20 protein-coding genes are annotated in these 20,187 nt (G+C 65.0%); 11 read left to right on the forward strand and 9 right to left on the reverse strand.

The annotated features are described in order from the left end of the window. The first annotated feature begins 101 nt into the window (after nucleotides 1–101). Both ISP20_RS19150 and ISP20_RS19155 read left to right on the forward strand, forming a co-directional pair. A complete protein-coding gene (locus ISP20_RS19150; protein WP_204637735.1) occupies nucleotides 102–1,502 on the forward strand; it encodes an ATP-binding protein in 1,401 nt (466 codons plus the stop codon). 111 nt (nucleotides 1,503–1,613) lie between these two features. Further along, nucleotides 1,614–2,981, forward strand: a complete 1,368-nt coding sequence (locus tag ISP20_RS19155) for a glutamate--cysteine ligase (protein WP_204637736.1) — start codon at nucleotides 1,614–1,616, stop codon at nucleotides 2,979–2,981. A gap of 70 nt (nucleotides 2,982–3,051) precedes the next feature. On the opposite strand, the gene ISP20_RS19160 is transcribed toward ISP20_RS19155, so the two are convergent. Then, nucleotides 3,052–3,465, reverse strand: coding sequence for a hypothetical protein (locus ISP20_RS19160; protein ID WP_204637737.1), 414 nt, complete (start codon nucleotides 3,463–3,465; stop codon nucleotides 3,052–3,054). A gap of 204 nt (nucleotides 3,466–3,669) precedes the next feature. Between ISP20_RS19160 and ISP20_RS19165 the strand changes: the two genes are divergently transcribed. After that, entirely contained in the window at nucleotides 3,670–4,785 is a 1,116-nt protein-coding gene (locus ISP20_RS19165) for a sensor histidine kinase (protein ID WP_204637738.1), read from the forward strand. Next, entirely contained in the window at nucleotides 4,782–5,570 is a 789-nt protein-coding gene (locus tag ISP20_RS19170) for a LytR/AlgR family response regulator transcription factor (RefSeq protein ID WP_204637739.1), read from the forward strand. The genes ISP20_RS19165 and ISP20_RS19170 overlap by 4 nt, the downstream gene beginning before the upstream one ends. A gap of 6 nt (nucleotides 5,571–5,576) precedes the next feature. On the opposite strand, the gene ISP20_RS19175 is transcribed toward ISP20_RS19170, so the two are convergent. Both ISP20_RS19175 and ISP20_RS19180 read right to left on the reverse strand, forming a co-directional pair. Next, entirely contained in the window at nucleotides 5,577–6,236 is a 660-nt protein-coding gene (locus ISP20_RS19175) for a hypothetical protein (protein ID WP_204637740.1), read from the reverse strand. 157 nt (nucleotides 6,237–6,393) lie between these two features. Further along, complete coding sequence (locus ISP20_RS19180) at nucleotides 6,394–7,452, reverse strand: hypothetical protein (protein WP_204637741.1); 1,059 nt, start codon at nucleotides 7,450–7,452, stop codon at nucleotides 6,394–6,396. On the opposite strand from ISP20_RS19180, the gene ISP20_RS19185 reads away from it, so the two are divergent. After that, nucleotides 7,451–8,437, forward strand: a complete 987-nt coding sequence (locus tag ISP20_RS19185; RefSeq protein WP_204637742.1) for a TolB-like translocation protein — start codon at nucleotides 7,451–7,453, stop codon at nucleotides 8,435–8,437. The two genes, ISP20_RS19180 and ISP20_RS19185, sit on opposite strands and share 2 nt — an antisense overlap. An 18-nt stretch (nucleotides 8,438–8,455) precedes the next feature. Here the strand turns inward: ISP20_RS19185 and ISP20_RS19190 are convergent, their stop codons facing one another. The 4 genes from ISP20_RS19190 to bioD form a co-directional block, all read right to left on the reverse strand. Further along, nucleotides 8,456–9,478 carry an alpha/beta hydrolase gene (locus ISP20_RS19190; protein WP_204637743.1) on the reverse strand — a complete coding sequence of 341 codons (1,023 nt, stop codon included), beginning with the start codon at nucleotides 9,476–9,478 and terminating at the stop codon, nucleotides 8,456–8,458. Between the two features lie 158 nt (nucleotides 9,479–9,636). Continuing rightward, nucleotides 9,637–11,844 carry a peptidyl-dipeptidase Dcp gene (gene dcp, locus ISP20_RS19195; protein WP_204637744.1) on the reverse strand — a complete coding sequence of 736 codons (2,208 nt, stop codon included), beginning with the start codon at nucleotides 11,842–11,844 and terminating at the stop codon, nucleotides 9,637–9,639. A gap of 153 nt (nucleotides 11,845–11,997) precedes the next feature. Next, a complete protein-coding gene (locus ISP20_RS19200) occupies nucleotides 11,998–12,348 on the reverse strand; it encodes a hypothetical protein (RefSeq protein WP_204637745.1) in 351 nt (116 codons plus the stop codon). 51 nt (nucleotides 12,349–12,399) lie between these two features. Then, nucleotides 12,400–13,071, reverse strand: a complete 672-nt coding sequence (gene bioD / locus ISP20_RS19205; RefSeq protein WP_204637746.1) for a dethiobiotin synthase — start codon at nucleotides 13,069–13,071, stop codon at nucleotides 12,400–12,402. Nucleotides 13,072–13,199: 128 nt separating this feature from the next. Between bioD and ISP20_RS19210 the strand changes: the two genes are divergently transcribed. Next, a complete protein-coding gene (locus ISP20_RS19210) occupies nucleotides 13,200–13,694 on the forward strand; it encodes a GAF domain-containing protein (RefSeq protein ID WP_204637747.1) in 495 nt (164 codons plus the stop codon). A 184-nt stretch (nucleotides 13,695–13,878) separates the two neighbouring features. Here the strand turns inward: ISP20_RS19210 and yihA are convergent, their stop codons facing one another. Then, on the reverse strand, nucleotides 13,879–14,514 hold the full coding sequence (gene yihA / locus ISP20_RS19215) for a ribosome biogenesis GTP-binding protein YihA/YsxC (protein WP_204637748.1): 636 nt from the start codon (nucleotides 14,512–14,514) through the stop codon (nucleotides 13,879–13,881). A 110-nt stretch (nucleotides 14,515–14,624) separates the two neighbouring features. Here yihA and ISP20_RS19220 point away from each other — a divergent pair, with 110 nt between their 5' ends. The 5 genes from ISP20_RS19220 (at nucleotide 14,625) to ISP20_RS19240 (ending at nucleotide 18,548) form a co-directional block, all read left to right on the forward strand. Further along, nucleotides 14,625–15,404 (forward strand): c-type cytochrome, encoded by a 780-nt coding sequence (locus ISP20_RS19220; RefSeq protein WP_204637749.1) that lies wholly within the window; start codon nucleotides 14,625–14,627, stop codon nucleotides 15,402–15,404. Between the two features lie 69 nt (nucleotides 15,405–15,473). Then, complete coding sequence (locus tag ISP20_RS19225) at nucleotides 15,474–16,337, forward strand: thiol:disulfide interchange protein DsbA/DsbL (RefSeq protein WP_204637750.1); 864 nt, start codon at nucleotides 15,474–15,476, stop codon at nucleotides 16,335–16,337. A 171-nt stretch (nucleotides 16,338–16,508) separates the two neighbouring features. Further along, nucleotides 16,509–17,165 (forward strand): thiol:disulfide interchange protein DsbA/DsbL, encoded by a 657-nt coding sequence (locus ISP20_RS19230; protein WP_204637751.1) that lies wholly within the window; start codon nucleotides 16,509–16,511, stop codon nucleotides 17,163–17,165. A gap of 127 nt (nucleotides 17,166–17,292) precedes the next feature. After that, a complete protein-coding gene (locus ISP20_RS19235; RefSeq protein ID WP_204637752.1) occupies nucleotides 17,293–18,102 on the forward strand; it encodes an endonuclease/exonuclease/phosphatase family protein in 810 nt (269 codons plus the stop codon). Further along, nucleotides 18,099–18,548, forward strand: a complete 450-nt coding sequence (locus ISP20_RS19240; RefSeq protein WP_204637753.1) for a hypothetical protein — start codon at nucleotides 18,099–18,101, stop codon at nucleotides 18,546–18,548. Before ISP20_RS19235 ends, ISP20_RS19240 begins: the two co-directional genes overlap by 4 nt. Here the strand turns inward: ISP20_RS19240 and ISP20_RS19245 are convergent. Continuing rightward, nucleotides 18,447–20,069, reverse strand: a complete 1,623-nt coding sequence (locus tag ISP20_RS19245; protein WP_204637754.1) for a glycoside hydrolase family 17 protein — start codon at nucleotides 20,067–20,069, stop codon at nucleotides 18,447–18,449. The genes ISP20_RS19240 and ISP20_RS19245 overlap by 102 nt on opposite strands. Nucleotides 20,070–20,187: the final 118 nt, after the last annotated feature.

Below are 20,187 nucleotides of genomic sequence, written 5' to 3' on the forward strand. Positions count from 1 at the left end.
GATGGCATGATGTCCGGACCATCTGCGGGGTCGGCTGGCGCATGACCGCCTGAGCGATCCGACCCGCGCAGCTTCCGGACATCACCCGCGGGGCCGCTTCGGTGACATTCACCTCGAACAAATCAAAGCAGTCCCGGCGCCCTACCAGCGTCCACAAGCGGCTGCTCAGCTATCTGCTGGCGCCGCTGCTGTTGCTGCTGATTGCCGGCGTGGCGGTCGATCATCACGTGATCGTCAGTCCGATCCACAACGCGTTCGATCATTCGCTGTCGCGCTCCGCGCTGGCCATCGTCGCCCGTATCCACCCCGGCCCCGGCGGCCACCCCGATGTGGCGCTGCCTTCGCATCCGCCGCCGCCGCTGCGCGCGATGCCCGACGAGCACTTCTTCTACCGGGTCAGCCTGCCCGATGGCACCACCATCGCCGGCTCGCCGGAATTGCCGGTAGCGCCCGACAGCCAGTCGGACGACGGTTTCAGCTACGCGAACATCGACTTCCGCAACGAATCGTTCCGGCTGGCCAGCTATCGCACCAACGAAACCGGCGACCCGCTGGTGGTCACCGTGGCCGAAACTCCGGCCCGTCGCGACCGCGCGGTGCATCGGCTGGACGTGGCCTTCCTGATCAACGACACCGTGCAGATGGCCGCCGTGTTCGTCATCGCGCTGGTGGGCATACGCATCGCGCTGCGCCCGCTGCAGCGCCTGAGCCGCCAGATTGCCGGACGCCCGGCGGTGGCGCTCAATCAGCTGCCCACCGAGAACGTGCCCACCGAAGTATTGCCACTGGTGGTGTCGCTCAATTCGCTGCTGGGACGGGTGCGCGATTCGGTGCTGTCGCAACAGCATTTTCTTGCGAATGCCGCGCACCAGCTGCGCACGCCGCTGACCGGCCTGAAGGCCCAGCTCGAAGTGCTGAGCCGCGAATCCGCCGGCACGCCGGTGCAGGAACGCATTGCACTCCTGCAGGGTGGTGTCGACCGTCTGGCGCACACCGCCAACCAGTTGCTGACGCTGGCACGCGCCGAACCCTCGGCGCATCGCGCCAGCCATTTCACCGCCGTCGACCTGCCCCGCCTGATCGGCGAAGTGATCGACAGCTCGCTCGATCGCGCGCTCGCCCATGGCATCGACCTGGGTGCGGACAGCCGTCCCGTGCAGGTCACCGGCGTGTACTGGCTGCTGCACGAGGTGCTCAACAACCTGATCGACAACGCCATCCGGCATACGCCCTCGGGCGGCAACATCACCATCCGCTGTGGCGTGGCGAACCATCGCCCCTTCCTCGAAGTGGACGACAGCGGGACCGGCATTGCCCCGGAGGAACGGGAGAAGGTGCGCGAGCGCTTCTACCGCAGCGCGGGCAGCGGTGCCGACGGCTGTGGCCTGGGGCTGGCCATCGTGGACGAAGTGTCACGTGTGCACGGCGCCCAATTGAGTATCCTCGACGGCAGCTCCGGGCGGGGGGCGCGGATGCGCATCGATTTCCCCGCCGTCGCCTGAGGACGCGCTGATCCTGGTCAGGGCGCCCTAATTTCAAAAGTTCGGATAATCGGCACTTTGAATTAGGATGCGTCACCCCCAGAGTGGTGGCACCCCCGTAAGGAGTTCCCCGTGTCCATACCCAGTGCCGTCAAGAGCACGCCCATCGGCAGCCGTCAGCAACTCACCGACTATCTGGCCGCCGGTGAAAAACCGCGTGATGCCTGGCGCATCGGCACGGAGCACGAGAAATTCGGCTTCCTCACCGACACCCTGCGCCCGCCCACCTTCGACGGCGACCGCGGCATCCGCGTCCTGCTGGAAACGCTGGCCACGCGCTACGGCTGGGACGTGGCGCGCGAAGGCGACAACCCGGTGGCGCTGTCGCGCGACAAGGCGTCGATCACGCTGGAGCCGGCCGGCCAGTTGGAACTCTCGGGCGCGCCGCTGGAGACCATCCACGACACCTGCAGCGAGGTCAATTCGCACCTCAAGGAAGTCCGTTCGATCGCCGAAGATCTCGGCATCGGCTTCCTCGGCATGGGCTTCCAGCCCAAGTGGCGCCGCGACGAAATGCCGTGGATGCCCAAGGGCCGCTACAAGATCATGCGCGAGTACATGCCCAAGGTCGGCAACCTCGGCCTGGACATGATGACGCGCACCTGCACCGTGCAGGTGAACCTGGATTTCGCCAGCGAAGCGGACATGGTGCGCAAGTTCCGCACCAGCCTGGCGCTGCAGCCCATCGCCACCGCGCTGTTCGCCGATTCGCCGTTCACCGATGGACGTCCGAACGGTTATCTCTCCTACCGTTCGCATGTGTGGGAAGACACCGACCCCAACCGCACCGGCATGCTCGACTTCGTGTTCCAGGACGGCTTCGGTTATGAGCGCTACGTCGACTACATGCTCGACGTGCCGATGTACTTCAGCTACCAGAACGGCCAGTACATCGATCTCTCCGGGCAGGATTTCAAGCGTTTCATGGCGGGCGAACTGCCTGCCGTGCCGGGCGTGCACGCCACCATGAAGGACTGGGCCGACCACCTCACCACCGCCTTCCCGGAAGTGCGGCTCAAGCAGTACCTGGAAATGCGCGGTGCCGATGGCGGCCCGTGGAATCGCCTGTGCGCACTGCCTGCGCTGTGGGTGGGCCTGCTCTATGACGACGATGCACTCGACGCCGCATGGGACCTGGTCAAGGACTTCACCCGCGAAGAACGCCACGCGCTGCGCGACGACGTGCCGCGCCAGGCGCTGAAGCTGCCGTTCCGTTCGCACAGCGTGCGCGAGCTGGCCGCGGAAACGCTGAAGATCGCCTCGCACGGCCTCAAGCGTCGCGCCCGCCTCAACAAGAGCGGCGCCGACGAAAGCATCTTCCTGGAGCCGATGATCGAGATCGTCGAGGCCAACCAGACGCCGGCCGAACGCAAGCTCGAACTGTTCAACGGCCCCTGGAACGGCAGCGTGGATCCGGTGTTCCGCGAATTCGCCTATTGATCGGTTTCGAGCAGCACGACGCGCCCCTGCTCGTCATCCGGCGCAGGCCGGAATGACGAGCTAGACGCGGTTACGGCGAACCGGCGGCATCGAGACTTCCTTGCGGCCGCATCGAGCGCCCGCCACGCGCGCTGCCTGCAGCCAGGCGCAGGCCATCGTTGCGGCATACATCGAGGTTGGGATAAAGCAACGTACGCTCGCCATGGAAGGTCACGCGCACGTCGCGATGGCAGTCGCCCGCCGGCACGTTCACCATCACCGAGGCGAGGCCGCCAGGCAGCGGACGTTCCAGCGCTATGACGTGGAAATCCGTACTGCCGCTGGGCGCGATGGCGAGCGAGGTCACCCCGTCGAAGGTCGCGTTGACGATGCGCAGCGGGTGCATCGATTCGCGCGTCGTTCCTACCGGCGTGGCGCAGGCTGCCAAAGACACCAGCATGGCGGATGCGGTCAGAAGGAAGGCGGTAACACGGCTGGCATGCATGGCAGCTCTCCGGGGATGGATGGGCGCGGCCGCACACGAACGTGCGGCGAGCGGTGCCATCGGACGCCTTTGGCGCCTTTCCAAGGAAGCCATCCGTGACGAATCGTCGTAGCGCGATGACCAATCGTAGTGTCCGTGCGCTTTGCTTCTCACGGTCGAATCAGGCGCCTAAGATGGGTCGACGATCCACTCGGACATGCCACGATGAAGGTTCGCCTCGGTAACGCGAACATCGGCCTGCTGCACTACCTCGGTCTATGGACCGTTGTGGCGGCGGTCTTTGGCGCCCAGGAGTTGCTGCGCGACATCGTCGACGATCACCATGTCTGGTCGCTATGGGATTACACCCGCTGGGGCATGGTGCAGTGGTACACCTGGGCGGCGCTGGCGCCGTGGGTATTTCGCCTGGCCGAGCGCTACCCGATCCGCGCGCCGCTGCGCCTGCGCGGGCTAGGCAAGCAGCTGCCGCTGAGTCTTGGCATCACCATGCTGGCCATGGTGATCGGCGCCATGGTGTCCACCTTGTTCGAACCCAGCGACTTCATCCAGCAGCTGTGGTACTTCGTGGGCCAGCACTTCGCCACCGGCCTGCTCACCTACTGGGCGCTGTTCGCGATCCAGCAGGCGATGGCGTTCCATGAAGAGAAATCGCGGCGCGAACTCGAAGCGAGCCGGTTGACCGCCGAACTGGCGCAGTCGCGTCTGCGCGCGCTCAAATCGCAATTGCAGCCGCACTTCCTGTTCAACACGCTGCACGCCATCGCGACCCTGCTGGACGAAGACACCCTATCGGCCGAAGACATGCTGCTGCGCCTGAGCGATCTGCTGCGCGCCTTCCTGGAAGACTACGACGGCCAGGAAATCAGCCTGAAACGCGAGCTGGTGTTGCTCGATCTGTATCTCGGCATCCAGCGCACGCGCTTCAAGGATCGCCTCACCACGCAGATCTACGTGAGCCCGGACACGCTGCCCTGCGCCGTGCCCAGCCTGATCCTGCAGCCCATCGTGGAGAATGCCATCCGCCATGGCATCGGCGAACGCGTGGGCGCCGATTGCGTCGAAATCGAATGCCGGCGCGAGGGCGACAGCCTGTGCATCGACGTGCGCAATCGCAACAGCACGCTGGAAGCGGACACGTCGGCGAAGAAAGGCCATGGCATCGGCTTGTCGAATACGGCGCTGCGCTTGCGCGAACTGTATGGCGACGAAGCGCAGGTGCGGCTGGAGATGATCTGGCCGCAGGGCGTGATCTGCCGCCTGCGCCTGCCGTTCCGGGAAATCGAGGAGCCCGACGAGTCGCCCGAAGTGGTGATCGCATGAAGATCGCCGCACTGGTGGTCGACGACGAGCCGATTGCGCGCCGGGCCATCGTGCGCCTGCTGAAAGCCGACGCCGACATCGAACTGCTGGACGAATGCGGCGACGGCGAGTCGGCCGTACTGGCCATTCGCCAGCAAGCGCCGGACCTGGTGTTCCTGGATGTGCAGATGCCAGCCATCACCGGCATGGACGTGGTCGCCACCATCGGCGCCGCGCAGATGCCGGCCACGGTGTTCGTGACGGCCTACGAGCAATACGCCGTGCGCGCATTCGAAGCGAACGCGGTGGACTACCTGGTGAAACCCTTCAGCCGCGAACGCTTCGCCGAGACCCTGCTGCGGGTCAAGCAGCGGCTGGCCGCCCGGGAGAGATCGGGCGACCCCTCGATCGCCAGGATCATGCAGGCGCTCGACACGCTGAACCAACGCGAGAGTTACCTGCAGCGCCTGCCGGTGCGCATCGGCGAGCAGATCAGTTTCGTGGACGTCGACGACATCGTGTGGATCAAGGCCAGCGGCAATACGGTGTTGCTGCACCTGGCCGATCGCGTCCACGAAATGCGCGAAACCATGGCCACGCTGGCGGCGCGGCTCGATCCCCGGCATTTCGCCCGCGTGCATCGTTCGGCCATCATCAACACGCGTCGCGTGCAGGCCATCCATCCGTGGTTCAACGGCCACCATGTGGTGACCATGGATACCGGGCAGAAGCTGCGCATGAGCCGTTACCAGCACGAGGCGTTCCTGCGCCTGGTGTCGACGCGGGATGTGCGTCAGAACGACTGAGCGATCTCAGCGATGGGCGTCTTGGTCGTTATCGAGCGAGGCGTGGCTTCCCATCCCTCCCATCCCCGCGCCCATGCCTCCCATGCCACCGCCGGCACCCTTGCCGCCGCCCTCGCCTTTGCCTTCGCCCTTGCCCCGCGTTGCCGAGATGCGTGTCGGGCCTTGCTGCGGAATCGCGAGGTTGGCCGGCACCGCTTCCAGATCCAGCACCTTGCGAATGAAATCGCGCAACGACACCACCAACGCCGCCGTGTGCGTGGGCCGTCCCTCGGACAGCTCCGTGGCAGCGCGTGCCGCCAGGGCCACTTGTTCCTCGGTGCCCAGCAGGATGATGTCCGACAGCGCCGCCTCCACCGCATCGCGCATGCGGCGCGAACGGTCGGAACGCTGCGCGATGGTCTCGTGCGACTCGCCTTCCACGCGGCGCAGGTCGCGCAGATGGGTGGGGTCCACCGAGAGATCGCCGGTGAATGAGCCACCCAAGGTCTTATAGGCTGCAATCAAGGTACGCAGGCGCTCGTTGATCTGGCGGTTCTCGCGTTCGCGGCGCTTCTGCACGGTGTGCATCGCCAGCAGGCGAACGCCGACCATGATCAAGGTGATCAGTCCCAGACCGACCACGGTCGACAACAAGGCATGCCACGAACTGAAATCCAGGTTGCGCATGGACTGGCTCCGCTCCGACGGTCCGCTGCGCAAAGCTTATGACGGCAGGCGCGTGATAGCGGCGTCACCCTTCAGTCATGCCGTGTCCGGTGTCGACGCCGGAAGAATGATCCATCGGCCATCCGCGTCCCGTGCCCACCCGGCAGGTAGCCGCCATTCACGGCGTAGGCATGTCCAAACGCGTGTGTACGGGCAGCTCTTCGGTCTTCACCGGATGCGAAAGTGTCATTTGGGGCACGTAGTAATAGCCGTGCCAGGGCTGCGTGTCCCCATCGGGGAGAAGCACGATCTTTACCCCGCCCTTTTCCGGCGTCGCGAAGAAGGGGTGCGCGGCGCATTCGGGCGCACACCACCAGACCTGGCCTCCGCCCGCTTGCGCATTCAAGGAGAGCAAGCTCAAGCCAGCATTCGCCACATTGTGCGCAAACGGCTCGGTATCTTGTCCCTGCATGCGAATCATGCGTGCATGGGCGTTGCCAATGAGCACAAGTGCCCGCGTGGCACCGAACGACTTCATCGATTCGATCAGCAGTGACGCGCCGTCCACATCGATGGGCTGGCGCGCCAACGCCTCCAGGCGCAACGAACCTCGCGATTGCGCAGCAAGCTCGATGAGCTGGTGAACGAGGTTCAACATGGCCGCGCTGTGTCGACCATCTCTGAACTCATCCCAGAACACGTCCACACGCGCCCGTGACCACACGGTTTCTGTCGGTTCCACACCAATGGCGCTGAAGTACGCGTTGAACGACTCAGGCAATTCCAGGCCGATCACTCCCCGTTGCGCGCCCAGTTGCTGGGCGAACAAGCAGGCTGCCTGTCCAAACACGGCAGGCGACTGCACCGTGCCGTGCATGTCGCCGAAGACGACTACTTGCGCTTTTCTGGTGGCGTCGAAGCCTTCCAAGGGAAGGCAGCCGCGTGTGACGACGGGGCTGGCTTGCAGTGCCTGTATCGACAGTCCCAACCCGAGGACAGCGAGGAGCGATATGCGTAGCAGGAGGCGCATGAACATCCCTTTTTCAGCTGAGTTTGCGCCGCCTTCCCTGCTGGCCCCATGCACATCAGCCCATCCGTGCAACGCGTTACGAACGACATGGTGCCAGCCTCGCATGACTTCAAGCACGTCCTTTCTCCGGAATGCCAGCGCAAGAATGGCGCGGCTTTGGAACTGCCCAACCTGTTCGTCCCATTCCCAACTGAAGGATCGGTGCATGAAGCGTGTGATGAATGTGCTATGCGCAGCCTGTTGCGCGACCGGCATCGCGACCAGCGTGTATGCCGATGCCGTTGCATCCCATGCGCCGCAGGTGTTCGCGCCGGGCGTCGTTTCGGGTCCGGCCAACGAAGATTCCGCAGCCTTCACGCCCGATGGCGATACCGTGTTCTTCGATCGCATGCATTGGCCGAATGCCGCCATCATGGTGTCGCATCGCGTGCATGGGGTATGGAGCACGCCCACCGTGGCGCCGTTCTCCGGACAATGGCTGGATCATGACCCGGCCATGTCGCCGGACGGGTCGTTCCTGATCTTTACCTCGAACCGCCCCGATGTCGACGGCGGCAAGATGATCGATGCGGTGATGGCCGACGGTTCGGTGCACGCGGGTTTTGGCGGTCATCTGTGGCGCGTCGACCGCAAGGGCCATGACTGGGGAAAGCCGGTGCGCCTGCCGGATGCGGTGAACAGCAGTTCGCGCACCTATGCGCCCGCCGTGGTGACCGACGGCAGCGTGTATTTCCAGCGTCCGGCCGAGGATGACGACTTCCGCCTGTTCCGCTCGCAATACCGCAACGGTGCTTACCAACCGCCGGTAGCGGTGGCGCTGGGCGATGCCTCCGCGCACAAGCTCGATCCTGCCGTGGCGCCCGACGAGTCCTTCATCGTGTTCGATGCCAACTTCAGCAGCAAGGACGATCCGGACCGTCTCTATATCGCGTTCCGCGAAGGCGATGGCTGGGGCAAGCCGATCGACCTGGGCAAGGACATCAACGTGAAAGGCCCCTGGGGCGCACACCTGAGTCCGGACCATCGCACGCTCTACTTCAGCAGCACGCGCTCGCTGCCGGTGCATTACCCACGCACACCGCAGCAGGCCCAGGACGACATCGCGCGCATGCAGTGGGACAACGGCAGCGAAAACATCTGGTCGGTGTCGCTGGCGCCGTGGCTGGATGCGCCTCACCCCTCGGGCGGCTGACCGGCGACGTTCTCGCCGTCACAGCCCCGTGGCGGCGAGACGTTCGCGCAGGAAGGCGCGCGTGCGTGCGAACGCTTCACGCGCTTCCGGCAAGGCGAAATCGAACTGGTATTCGTGGCCAAGCTTGGGTCGATGCGGCGCCGGGTAGAACAAGGCATCGACCGGAACCCCCTCGCCCTGCAACGCCTCCGCCAATGCCATCGATTGCGGCGCCAGCGGATCGCCGTTGCCAACGGAAATGAAGGTGGGAGGAAAATGCCTCGTCACGCGCGGCACGATGGAAAACGTATCGTGCTGGGGTGGTGGCGAGGTCGAACCGAAGTACGACCACACCACCGTGCGGCCGAACCATGACGGCGACGAGGTCATGGACCCTCCGTCGAGCGGACCACAGAACAACACCACGCCACGCAGGTGCGCGGACGAGACGCCGGAAGACATCGCCATCGCCTGCGCGTACTCGGTCGATGTCGCGATCAGCGCCAGCTGCGCGGCCAGCTGCGCCCCGGCCGAATCGCCGCCGAGCACCAGCCGGGACATGTCCAGCTGCAGTCGTTCCGCGTTGTCCGCAAGAAACGTCAGCGCGCGATTGAGCTGATGCACTGGCAACGGATAACGATGTTCCGGCGCCAGCGAATAGTCCACGGTGACCACCGCATAGCCATCGGCGGCCAGCATGCGCGCGTAGTTGGCCACGTCGCCGCGGCTGCCCGCCACAAAGCCGCCGCCATGAATCCACACGATCACCGGCAAGGCCTTGCCATGCATCGACAGAGGCCGATGGATGTCCATCAGCGCGTCGAGATCGGCCGGGTCGTAGCGCACGCCGGACTCGCTGTGGATCCCCGGCGGCACTTGGCTCGCCAGGGCGGCATTGGCCCGGGCGCCCCCATGATCGAACACCAGGCGGATCAGCATGGCCGACGGCCAGGGGCTGACCTGCACCGCTAGGGCGCCAAGCGCAACCAGCGTAACCAATCCGATACATACGCCCCACAGCAGGCGTTGCGGACGACGACCGGACGAACCTTGCGCAACCATGCAGGAACCTCGCAAGCGACGATGCCGAAAGAGGCCGTCGGGCCACCTGTTTCGTACGCCACCGATTCTTGCACGGTTAGCCCGATGCCATGGCGCGTGCGGCACAAAAAAAAGGGCCGGCAGAGCCGGCCCTCTTCGTCGCAACAAGCCTTGCGGCCTTACTTCTTCTGCGGCGCTTCCTTCAGACCACGGTTGAGCAGCATCGGCTCGATGCTCGGGTCCTTGCCGCGCCAGTTCTTGTACATGGTGGCCAGGTCCTGCGTGTTGCCCTGCGAGAGGATCATCGCGCGGAAGCGGTCGCCGTTCTCGCGGCTCAGGCCACCCTTGTCGACGAAGCCCTGGAAGGCATCGTCGGCCAGCATTTCGGTCCACAGGTAGGCGTAGTAGCCGGCTGCATAGCCGCCGCCGAAGATGTGCTGGAAGTAGCTGGAACGGTAGCGCGGCGGCACGTAGCTGAGGTTGATTTTGGCCTTGGTCAGCGCGTCCATCTCGAACTTGTCCGGATCCTGCTTGGGCGCATCCGGGCCGAGGCTGTGCCAGCTCATGTCGAGCAGCGCGGCGCCGACCAGTTCGGTCATGTCGTAGCCCTTGTTGAAGGTCTTGGCCTTCTTGATCTTCTCGACCAGCTCGGCCGGCATCGGTTCGCCGGTCTTATAGTTCTTCGCGTAGTTGGCGAAGATCTTCGGATCGGTGGCCCAGTGCTCGTTGAACTGCGACGGGAATTCCACGAAGTCGCGCGCGGTGTTGGCGCCCGACAGGCTCGGGTACTGCGTGTTGGCGAACATGCCGTGCAGCGCATGGCCGAACTCGTGGAACATGGTGATCACGTCGTCCGACGACAGCAGCGCCGGCTGGCCCGGGGCGGGCTTGGTGAAGTTGGCGACGTTGAACACCACCGGCTTGGTGCCCATCAGCTTGGACTGGTCGACCAGGTTGCTCATCCAGGCGCCGCCGTTCTTGTTGTCGCGCTTGAAGTAATCGCAATAGAACAGCGCCATCGAGGTGCCGTCCTTGTCGAACACTTCGAACACGCGCACGTCCGGCTGCCAGACGGGGATGTCCTTGCGTTCCTTGAAGGTCAGGCCGTAGAGCTGGTTGGCGGCATAGAACACGCCGTTCTGCAGCACGTTGTCGATCTCGAAGTACGGCTTGATCTGCGATTCGTCCAGATCGTACTTGGCCTTGCGCACCTGCTCGGAGTAGTGCTCCCAGTCCCATGCCTCGACCTTGAAGCCGCCCTTCTGCTGGTCGATCACCGCCTGGATGTCCTTGGCTTCCTGCTCGGCGCGCGCGGTGGCGGCCGGGGCCAGCTTGTCCATGAAGCCGATCGCCGCTTCCGGCGTCTTGGCCATCTGGTCTTCCAGCTTCCACGCGGCGTAGTTCGGGTAACCCAGCAGCTTGGCCTGTTCGGCGCGGATCTGCGCGATGCGGGCGATCATGTCGCGCGTATCGTTGGCGTCGCCCTTCTCGGCGCGGCCCCAGGAATTCTTGAAGATCGCTTCGCGCGTGGCGCGATCGTTGAGGCTCTCGAGCACCGGCTGCTGGGTGGTGTTCTGCAGCGGCAGCACCCACTTGCCGTCGAGCTTGCGGGCCTTGGCGGCTTCCACCGCGGCCTGTAGGTCGCTGTCGGACAGGCCGTCGAGCTTGGTCTTGTCGTCGGTGACGAAGGCGCCGTCCTTGGTCGCGGCCAGCAGCTTGTTGACGAACTGCGTGCTCAAGCTCGATTCCTCTTTGTTGAGGTCCTTGAGCTTGGCCTTGTCGGCATCGGACAGCTTGGCGCCGCCGTGCACGAAGTTCTTGTAGGTCACTTCGACCAGGCGCTTGGATTCGGGATCGAGCTTGAGCGAATCGCGCTGGTCGTAGACGGTCTGGATGCGCTTGAACAGCTTGTCGTTCATCACGATCGCGTCCTGGTGCTCGGCGAGCTTGGGCGCTTCGTCTTCCTGCACCTTCTGCAGGGTGTCGTTGGTGTTGGCACCGCTGACGGCGTTGAACGCCTGCATCACGCGCTGCATCAACTGGCCGGACTTCTCCATCGGGATGAAGGTGTTCTCGAAGGTCGGCGCCTCCGGGTTGTCGGCGATCTTCTCGATCTCCGCCAGGTGCTGCTTCATGCCTTCCTCGAAGGCCGGCTGGTAGTCGCCATCCTTGATCTTGTCGAACGGCGGCGCCTGGAACGGCAGCGTGCTGGGTTCGAGGAACGGATTGACGGCGCTGACCTCGGCCGGTGCGGCGGCCGTGGAAGCCTTGGCCGGCGCGGTGCTGGCGGGCGCGGGTGCGGGCTGGGCGGCCTGCTCGTTCGACTGCTGCGAGCAGGCGGCGAGCGCAATGGACGTGGCTATGACAAGCGTGCGGAGACGAAGCATCGAGGTTCCCCATGGAAACGAGACAAACGGACGCTGAGACTAACCACAGCCCGACACGAGTGCCAAGGGCTGGAAGTACCGGAGGTCATTTCCAGGGGTGGGCCGCCGTTGCGCAAGCGCAGCATCGGCGGCTACCCGGCGCGCCGGTCTCGCTCAGGCCTGGCGCATGTCGCGCAGCTGCCAGCTGTTGCCGATCAGCAGGTTGAGACGGTGCCGCACGATCCGCATGGGCAGATCGGTGATCAGGTCCATGTCCGTGTGCAGATCGCTGACCCGCGCGCTGGCCGTGGCCTGCGGATCGACCGCGCCCAGCGACGGATCGACGTCGTCCGGCTCGTCCTGCATGGCGCGCCAGCGTTCGAACAGATCGGGGCTGCGCATGGCGTTCTGCACCGCAGCAGCCAGGTCGTTCGGACCGGCACCGTCATAGCTCAGGGTGGGCACCGGCCCACGGGCACGGGCCAGGTCGGCGACGGAAAGGTAGTAGTGGCTGCGAATGGCCATGGTGCCTCCTGCGGTGTCGACGCACGTATCCAAACATGCGCCATGTGAACGTCATTCCAAGACCAGGGTGAGATCCAGGTGAGCCGCGGCATCCTGCGGCGGCACACCGTGCGGAAGAATGCCCAGGCACGGCGCAGGCAGCTGGTGGCGCAGGGTTTCGATGTTCTCCTCCACTGCATCCATGGCCGGATCGATGCGGTTGCCGATCCAGCCCACCAGACGGCAACCGTCGGTGGCGATGGCGCGGGCGGACAGCAGCGCGTGGTTGATGCAGCCCAGCCGCAGGCCCACCACCAGGATCACCGGCAGCTGCCATTGCCGCGCGATATCCGAAGCGAGCAGGCTGCGCGACAACGGCACCAGCCAGCCGCCGACGCCTTCCACCAGCACGTCGTCGTGCATGCCGCGCAGTCGCTCGAACGCTTCGTAAAGCGGGGCTAGGCGAATCTCCACGCCCTCGTGCGCCGCCGCCAGATGGGGCGACAGCGGTTCGCGCAGCGCCACCGGATTGATCCATTCGTACGGCATCGGCGAGCTGCTGGCGGCCTGCAGCGCGAGCGCATCGTCGTTGCGCAGGCCCTGGGGCGTTTCCATGCAGCCGCTGGCCACGGGTTTCATGCCGCAGACCTGATTGCCGCGCCCCCGCAGCAAGTGCAACAGCGTGCAGGTGGCATGGGTTTTACCGACACCGGTATCGGTGCCTGCAATGAAGAATGTCGACATGAGCGATCCCCTGATGGTGGTGCCCGGCGCTGCCGTGCCGATGACACGTCGCAGGCGCATAATACGGCCTTTGCGGTCGCCCGCTCGCCGCCCTCGGGCGAGCAGCGGACTCGAGAGGATTCGATCCCATGTATGAAGTGAAGACGCAGGCCTACGCCAGCAAGCGCGAACACTACGAAGACCTGTGCAACCAGGCTCGCGGGCTGCTGGAAGGCGAGCCCAATGTGATCGCCAACGCGGCCAACTTCGCCGCACTGGTCTATCACAGCCTGCCCGATTTCAACTGGTCCGGCTTCTATCTGTACGACGGTACCGAGCTGGTGGTGGGTCCGTTCCAGGGCAAGCCGGCGTGCATCCGCATCGCGCTGGGCCGCGGCGTGTGCGGCACGGCCGCGCAGACGCGCGAGACGCAGGTGGTGCGCGACGTGAATGCGTTCGACGGCCACATCGCCTGCGATGCGGCGTCGCAATCGGAAATCGTGGTGCCGCTGGTGCGCGCCGACGGCAGCCTGTTTGGCGTGTGGGACGTGGACAGCCCGTCCATCGCCCGCTTCGACGAGGAAGACCGCGCCGGCATGGAAGCGCTGTGCGCGATTTTCATGGCGGCCGTGGATAAGGATTGAGCTGGTCGAAAGATCCACGCTCCCCACCGTCATTCCGGCGCACGCCGGAATCCAGTAGCGATGCATAGGGTCTTCGCGCTGCACCCAACGCAGGCCATGATCGGGCGACAGCCTTCCCCTGAGGCCACTGGATTCCGGCCTGCGCCGGAATGACGAGCGAAAAGAACGGGACTCGAACCGGCGCTTACTGCCGCGGCGTATTGAGCAACGTCATCACCATGTCGCGCGCTTCCTCCACGCCGGTGGGCGTCTGCGAGGAAAAAATCTGCGCCGTGGCCTGCGTTTCGCTGGCCGTCAATTCCTTGCGCAAGGCCGCCAGCGACTGGGCCGCCTGGCTCCGCGACAATTTGTCCGCCTTGGTCAGCAAGACGTGGCAAGGCAGGTGGGTGGCGAAGCAGAACTCCAGCATCATCCGGTCGAAGTCCTTGAGCGGATGGCGAATATCGGTGATCAGCACGACTCCGCGCAGGCTGCGGCGGTGATGCAGATAGGCATCGATTTCCTGCTTCCAGTGCTCGCGCAACGCCTCGGGCACCTTGGCGTAGCCATAGCCCGGCAGGTCGATGAGCCGCGCCGGCTGGGCCGCCTGGCCTTCCTCCTGGATCAGCGTGGGCAGCGAAAAGGCCACCATTTGCTGCGTTCGTCCGGGCGTCTTGGAGGTGCGCGCCAGGCCGCGATGCGCGGTCAAGGTATTGAGCGCGCTCGACTTGCCGGCATTGGAGCGGCCAGCAAACGCCACCTCCGCGCCGGTATCGGCCGGAAGCTGTGAAATTCGGTGGGCAGCCAGTACGAACTGGGCGCCTTGCAATGGATTTGGCATGGTTTGACCGGCTAAGGTGGCGCAGAGATAATCCGGTAGTTTCTGCCAGTTGCGGACGTGCTGGCCAGCGCGGACCGTGCAGCCATAGCAGTTTTTCGGGAGACAAGTGTATGAGTTTTCGGCCTGCAGGTTTTCGGCCCGCTGTTGTTCGTTATGCCGTAGTCCTCGTGTTTGCGCTGTCTTCCGGAGCAATCCTGGCACAGGAAGCGAAGAATCCCGCCCCCGCGGCGACGGCGGCTGCGCCCGCTGCGGCACCTGCCGCTGCTGAAGCGGCGGCCAAGCCGGGCGAGGCCACCGCGGCCGTGAAGCCGGGCGACGCCACCGCCGGCCAGGGCAAGGCTGCCGCCTGCGGCGCCTGTCACGGTGTGGATGGCAATTCCACCGACCCGCAGTACCCCAAGCTTGCCGGCCAGAGCGAGGCGTACATCGTCCACTCGCTGGAGAGCTTCAAGTCGGGCAAGCGCCAGAACCCGATCATGCTCGGCATGGCCTCGCCGCTGTCCGAACAGGACATGCATGACATCGGCGCCTATTTCGCCAGCAAGACATCGCTTCCGGGCGTGGCCGACCAGGCCCTGGTGGAGCGCGGCGAGCAGCTCTATCGCCAGGGCGACACCAGCAAGGGTGTGCCGGCCTGCATGGCGTGCCACAGCATCGATGGCCGCGGCAATCCGGGCGCGCGGTATCCGCAGCTGACCAGTCAGCATGCGCAGTACATCGAAGCCACCCTGAAGGCCTGGCACGACGGCACGGTGTGGGGTGACGACGCCCACGCGCAGATCATGCCGGGCATCGCCAAGAAGCTGGACGAAAAGGACATCGCCGCGGTCGCCAGCTACGTCGAAGGCCTGCACGCCGCCGAAGGCGCAGGCCCTTCCGCCGCCAAGTAAACGCCTAAGACACGCCGGCCGTTGGCCGGCGTGTCCGTTCCAAGCCAAGCAATGTATTCGAGGATCACCATGCTGAAGCGTCTGTCGTTCCTGTGTATCGCCCTGCTCGCGCTCGCCGCGTGCAGCAACAACAACGACAACGCCAGCCAGGCGCCGCAGCCCACGCCGGCTCCTGCCGCCACGGCACCGGCCACGCCGCCGGCACCCGCAGCCACCACCGCGCCGGCAGCAGCCAGCACCGCAGCGCCGGCGGCCGCCAGCACCACCGCACAGGCAGCACCGGCCGCTCCTGCCGCACCGGCCACGCCGTTCGTCGACGACGGCAAGTGGGTGGAAGGCAAGCACTACTTCCGCATCGAGCCGGCGCAGGCCAAGGTCAGCAACACCGACAAGATCGAAGTGACCGAAGTGTTTTCGTACGGCTGCCCGGCGTGCAACCAGTTCCATCCGACCATGAACAAGCTGGTGCAGGAACTGCCGTCCAACGCCGTCGTGGCGTATCTGCCGGCCTCGTTCATGCCGCAGGAAAACTGGCCGATGCTGCAGCGCGCGTTCCTCACCGCGCAGGCGCTCGGCGTGGCTGATCAGGCCAACGACGCGATGTACGACGCCGTGTGGAAGTCGCAGGAACTCAGCGCAATGCAGGGCGCGGGCCTGAAGCCCGCCTCGGCACTGCCCACCATCGACGACGCTGCCAAGGTGTATGCGAAGTTCGGCGCCGATCCGAAGGAATTCGCGGCGGTGGCCAACTCCTTCGCCATCAACACCAAGGTCAAGCGCGCCGACGAAATGCTCAAGGCCTACGGCGTGGAAGAGACGCCGACGCTGGTGGTCGACGGCAAGTACCGTTTCACCGCGCGTTCGGCCGGCGGTTACGACCAGGCAGTGGAACTCGCCAAGTGGCTGGTGTCCAAGGAAGCGGCGGGCAAGTAGAGGTAAAGAGTCAAGTCGCCCGCTGCGCGGGCTGTAAAGGGTTAATGGGAAGAGCGGCTAGCTGTGAGCTGCAAGCCCTTTCTTTTTCCCTTTACCATTTACCCTTTACAGCCCGCGCAGCGGGCGGATTCACTCTCGACCACCATCACGCCCTTCGAAGAGATCTCCTCAATGTTCAAGCGTTTTGCTCCGCTGCGCGCGCTCAGCCTGATCGCCGGCCTGCTGCTGGCCACCGCGTGCACCGCCACCGGCTCCAGCGACGTCGCGCCGTACACCGACGGCGCCGAGTACGTGTCGCTGCCGGCACCGGCCCATCGCCTCAGCAATGAGGGCAAGGTCGAAGTGGTCGAGGTGTTTTCCTATGGCTGCATCCATTGCGCGCATTTCGCGCCCATCGCCGAGCAGATGCGCAAGCAGCTGCCCGCCGGTGTGACGTTCAAGCTGTTGCCGGCCGTCTTCAGCGACGAGTGGCTGCCGTTTGCCCGCGCCTACTACGCCGCCAAGAAACTGGGCGTGCTGGATCAGACCCACCTGGAACTGTTTCACGCCAAGTTCGACGAGCACTATCCGATCTCCAACCTGGATGAGCTGGCCGATTTCTACGCCATGCACGGCGTGAAGCGTGATGAGTTCATGCGCATCGCCAGCTCCGACGAAGTGACCCAGCAGATCCGCAAGGATTCGGAGCTGGTGAAGCAATGGCAGGTCGACGGCACCCCGACCATCGTGGTCGACGGCAAGTACCGCTCTGCCAACGTGAAGACCCTGGCCGAACTGTCCGCCGTCACCCAGTGGCTGGCCAAGCGCGAGCTGGCTGGCGCCAAATAAGCCCCATCGTGGCCGCGGGGAACTTGCCCCGCGTTCACAACCGACCGGGCATCCTGAGGGTCTGACTTCAGTCTGATCGCCGCCGAGATGGCGGCGATCACCCTTTTGCGACTACTCTCCCCGCCCGATGAATCGCGCCGACCCGACTCCCGCCCGAGCCCCTGAACGCCGTTTGCGTCTGCTGAGCTGCAATATCCTGGCGGGCGCCAGCGTGCAGCGGTACCGCGAATACGTCACCCGCAGCATCAACGCCGTGCTGCCCGGCCGCAGCAAGCTCGACAACCTCGACCGGCTCGCCGAAGTGTTGCCGCAATTCGACGTGATCGGCCTGCAGGAAGCCGACGCCGGCAGCCTGCGTTCGGGCTTCCTCAACCAGACGCGCTATCTCGCCGAAGCAGCGGGCATGCCGTTCTGGAGTCATCAGCCGAATCGCCCGATGGCGCGGCTGGCGCACTCCTCCAATGGCCTGATCAGCCGTCTGGAACCGAGCAGCGTGCTCGACTATCCGCTGCCCAGCCGCATCCCCGGCCGTGGCGCGTTGCTGGCCCGTTTCGGCGAAGGCGACGAGGCGTTGGCGGTGATGATCGCCCACCTCTCGCTCAGCGCACCTGCGCGTGCGAGGCAGTTGGGCTTCATCGCAGAGGTGTTGCAGGACTTTCCGCACGCGGTGCTGATGGGCGATCTCAACACCGAAGTGCGCAGTCCGGAAATGAAACATCTGTTCGCCAAGTCCAGCCTGGTGCCGCCGGATCAATCGACGCCCACCTTTCCCAGCTGGAAGCCGCGTCGGGCGCTGGATCACATTCTCACCTCCGAGAAAATCCAGCTCGACAAGGTATGGGCGTTGCCGCAGGCGTTCTCCGACCATTTACCGATAGCGGCCGAGATTCGCCTGCCCAGCCATATCGCTCCACACCCGCACCGGATGCGCCGATGAATCGAGTTTTACGCCTTTCCCTGCCCTGGTTGACGCTGATCGTGATCGGCGTGTGCGCCTATGCGCTGCGCTATGGCCTGGTGGAATCGCCCGACGTCGCGCACCTGTGCGAGAACGGCCGCTCGTTCACCTGCGATATGCGGCACGCCACCGTGATGGGCTTCGTGCTGGCGCCCTTGAGGCTCAGCGCCAGCTACAGCTATCAGATGGGCATTTACGGTTGGGTGGCCTTGCTCGCCGCCGTGCTGGCGCTGTTCTGGAAGAAGCCGGCGACAGCATGGTTTTCCGCGGCGACCGGCATGGTCGCCGTCGTGTTGTATTGCTTTGCGCCCGGCGCGCTGGCGCTATTGGTGGGCTGCTTGCGGCTGGTGCGTCTGCAGTCGTCCGGCTCGACGCCATTCGATCATCACCGCACCGGCACTGGCCAGATTCAGAGCCAGCCATAGCCAGGTGGTCGGATTGAGCCCGATCTCCTGCGCCACCACGACGGCGGCCAGCAGGGGCAGCAGGCAGGCCATAAAGCGCTCTTCGATGATCGGCACCACGCAATGGCCTGCCGATTCCATCAGCGCGACGATGAAGAAGCCCACGGCGGGCGGCCAGAACAGGCCCAGCGGGAAATCGCGGTAGCGCCCGTCGAACACCAGCAACAGACCGTAGAAGGCCAGGCCAAACATCCATCCAAAACGCCAGCGCCGATCCGGCAGCTGGATCGGTGCGGTGCCTGCCAGCCGAGCGGCGATGCGCCGGGCCAGATAAATCGCGGTGAGCAACGACAATACGCAGAGCAGGCCGGTGAACACCCACTCCATCGCGTTGCGGCAGTCATAGATCATGCGTCGACCCTGCCACGCGATGGACATGGCTGCAGCAAAACCCGCGAGCACGAGCGCGATGCGACTGCGTGCATTGCCCAGCTCACGACGCCAGAGGCCGGCCAGCAAAAACAGCGCAGCGCCGGCCGCGCCCGCGTACCAGCCGACGATCCAGTTCGGTTCTTCGACCACCGGACCCTGCATGCCGAATTTGGGCCGCGCATCCACGTCGAAGATGCCCCAGTAGCCGCCGACCGTGCCTTCCTGATCGCGTTTCCACGGCTGGTCGAAGGCTTCGATCACGTTGTACGGCATGTCCACGCTGCCGGCGTAGACCAGGAATTCGCGCAGATAACGAGCCTCGTTGACCAGGCTCGCGCTGGCCTGCCGGCGCGGACGACCTTCGCTCGGCCAGCCGGTTTCGCCGATCATCACCTCACGGCCGGCGAAGCGCGCTTTCATCTGTGCATAGACGTCGGCCACGTGACGGATCGCATCCTGCGGCGGCACCGGTTCGTCTTCCCAGTACGGCAGGATGTGGATGGTGAGGTAGTCGACCGAGTCGGCCATCTGCGGATAGCGCAGCCAGAATTCCCACACGTCGGCATAGGTCACCGGCACGTGCGTGTCGTGAATCGCATCGCGCACCTGCTTGATGTAGCCCGCCAGCGCCATGGGCGACTGCTCGCCGCGCAACAGCACCTCGTTGCCCACGATCACACCGCGGATCACCTCAGGATGCGCCTTGGCGGTGGCGATGCCCATCGTCACTTCGCGCTCGTTGAGCTTCAGGTCACGGCCGAGCCAGATGCCCATCAGCACCTTCATGCCGTATTTCTGGGCGATTTCCGGCACGGCGTTCAAGCCGAAACCCTGCGAATAGGTGCGCACGCAATCGAAGCGTTCGGACAAGGCCTTCAAATCGGCGTCGATGCGCTCGGGACTGACGAACGCTTGCGGATCGAGCGGCGTTTCGCCCGGTTTGCGGAACGGCGCATAGGACACGCACGCAATGCGCGCCGACGGTGCGTCGGGCAGCGCCACCGGACGTCCGATCTGCCACCACCAGAGCGCGCCGGCCACCACGGCCACCACGAGGATCAGCCATGCCAGCGGTGCAACACGGGAGGACGGCGAGGACGGGGGCGACATGCACTTCCTGGTATGCGCCGGACGCGGCGCCTCGTGGGTGGCGGATTCTAACAGGCGCCAGGACTTCGCCATGTCCGTCCAGAACCGCCCCCGGGTTTCACGTCACGCTCAGCGGGGG

Source organism: Dyella kyungheensis (genome assembly GCF_016905005.1).
GTDB lineage: Bacteria > Pseudomonadota > Gammaproteobacteria > Xanthomonadales > Rhodanobacteraceae > Dyella > Dyella kyungheensis.

Coding starts and splice junctions, on each gene's coding strand:
- ISP20_RS19160 (WP_204637737.1), bottom strand. CDS start 3,465: ATGCATGCCAGCCGTGTTACCGCCTTCCTTCTGACCGCATCCGCCATG.
- ISP20_RS19165 (WP_204637738.1), top strand. CDS start 3,670: ATGAAGGTTCGCCTCGGTAACGCGAACATCGGCCTGCTGCACTACCTC.
- ISP20_RS19170 (WP_204637739.1), top strand. CDS start 4,782: ATGAAGATCGCCGCACTGGTGGTCGACGACGAGCCGATTGCGCGCCGG.
- ISP20_RS19175 (WP_204637740.1), bottom strand. CDS start 6,236: ATGCGCAACCTGGATTTCAGTTCGTGGCATGCCTTGTTGTCGACCGTG.
- ISP20_RS19185 (WP_204637742.1), top strand. CDS start 7,451: ATGAAGCGTGTGATGAATGTGCTATGCGCAGCCTGTTGCGCGACCGGC.
- ISP20_RS19180 (WP_204637741.1), bottom strand. CDS start 7,452: ATGCACCGATCCTTCAGTTGGGAATGGGACGAACAGGTTGGGCAGTTC.
- ISP20_RS19190 (WP_204637743.1), bottom strand. CDS start 9,478: ATGGTTGCGCAAGGTTCGTCCGGTCGTCGTCCGCAACGCCTGCTGTGG.
- dcp (WP_204637744.1), bottom strand. CDS start 11,844: ATGCTTCGTCTCCGCACGCTTGTCATAGCCACGTCCATTGCGCTCGCC.
- ISP20_RS19200 (WP_204637745.1), bottom strand. CDS start 12,348: ATGGCCATTCGCAGCCACTACTACCTTTCCGTCGCCGACCTGGCCCGT.
- bioD (WP_204637746.1), bottom strand. CDS start 13,071: ATGTCGACATTCTTCATTGCAGGCACCGATACCGGTGTCGGTAAAACC.
- ISP20_RS19210 (WP_204637747.1), top strand. CDS start 13,200: ATGTATGAAGTGAAGACGCAGGCCTACGCCAGCAAGCGCGAACACTAC.
- yihA (WP_204637748.1), bottom strand. CDS start 14,514: ATGCCAAATCCATTGCAAGGCGCCCAGTTCGTACTGGCTGCCCACCGA.
- ISP20_RS19220 (WP_204637749.1), top strand. CDS start 14,625: ATGAGTTTTCGGCCTGCAGGTTTTCGGCCCGCTGTTGTTCGTTATGCC.
- ISP20_RS19225 (WP_204637750.1), top strand. CDS start 15,474: ATGCTGAAGCGTCTGTCGTTCCTGTGTATCGCCCTGCTCGCGCTCGCC.
- ISP20_RS19230 (WP_204637751.1), top strand. CDS start 16,509: ATGTTCAAGCGTTTTGCTCCGCTGCGCGCGCTCAGCCTGATCGCCGGC.
- ISP20_RS19235 (WP_204637752.1), top strand. CDS start 17,293: ATGAATCGCGCCGACCCGACTCCCGCCCGAGCCCCTGAACGCCGTTTG.
- ISP20_RS19240 (WP_204637753.1), top strand. CDS start 18,099: ATGAATCGAGTTTTACGCCTTTCCCTGCCCTGGTTGACGCTGATCGTG.
- ISP20_RS19245 (WP_204637754.1), bottom strand. CDS start 20,069: ATGTCGCCCCCGTCCTCGCCGTCCTCCCGTGTTGCACCGCTGGCATGG.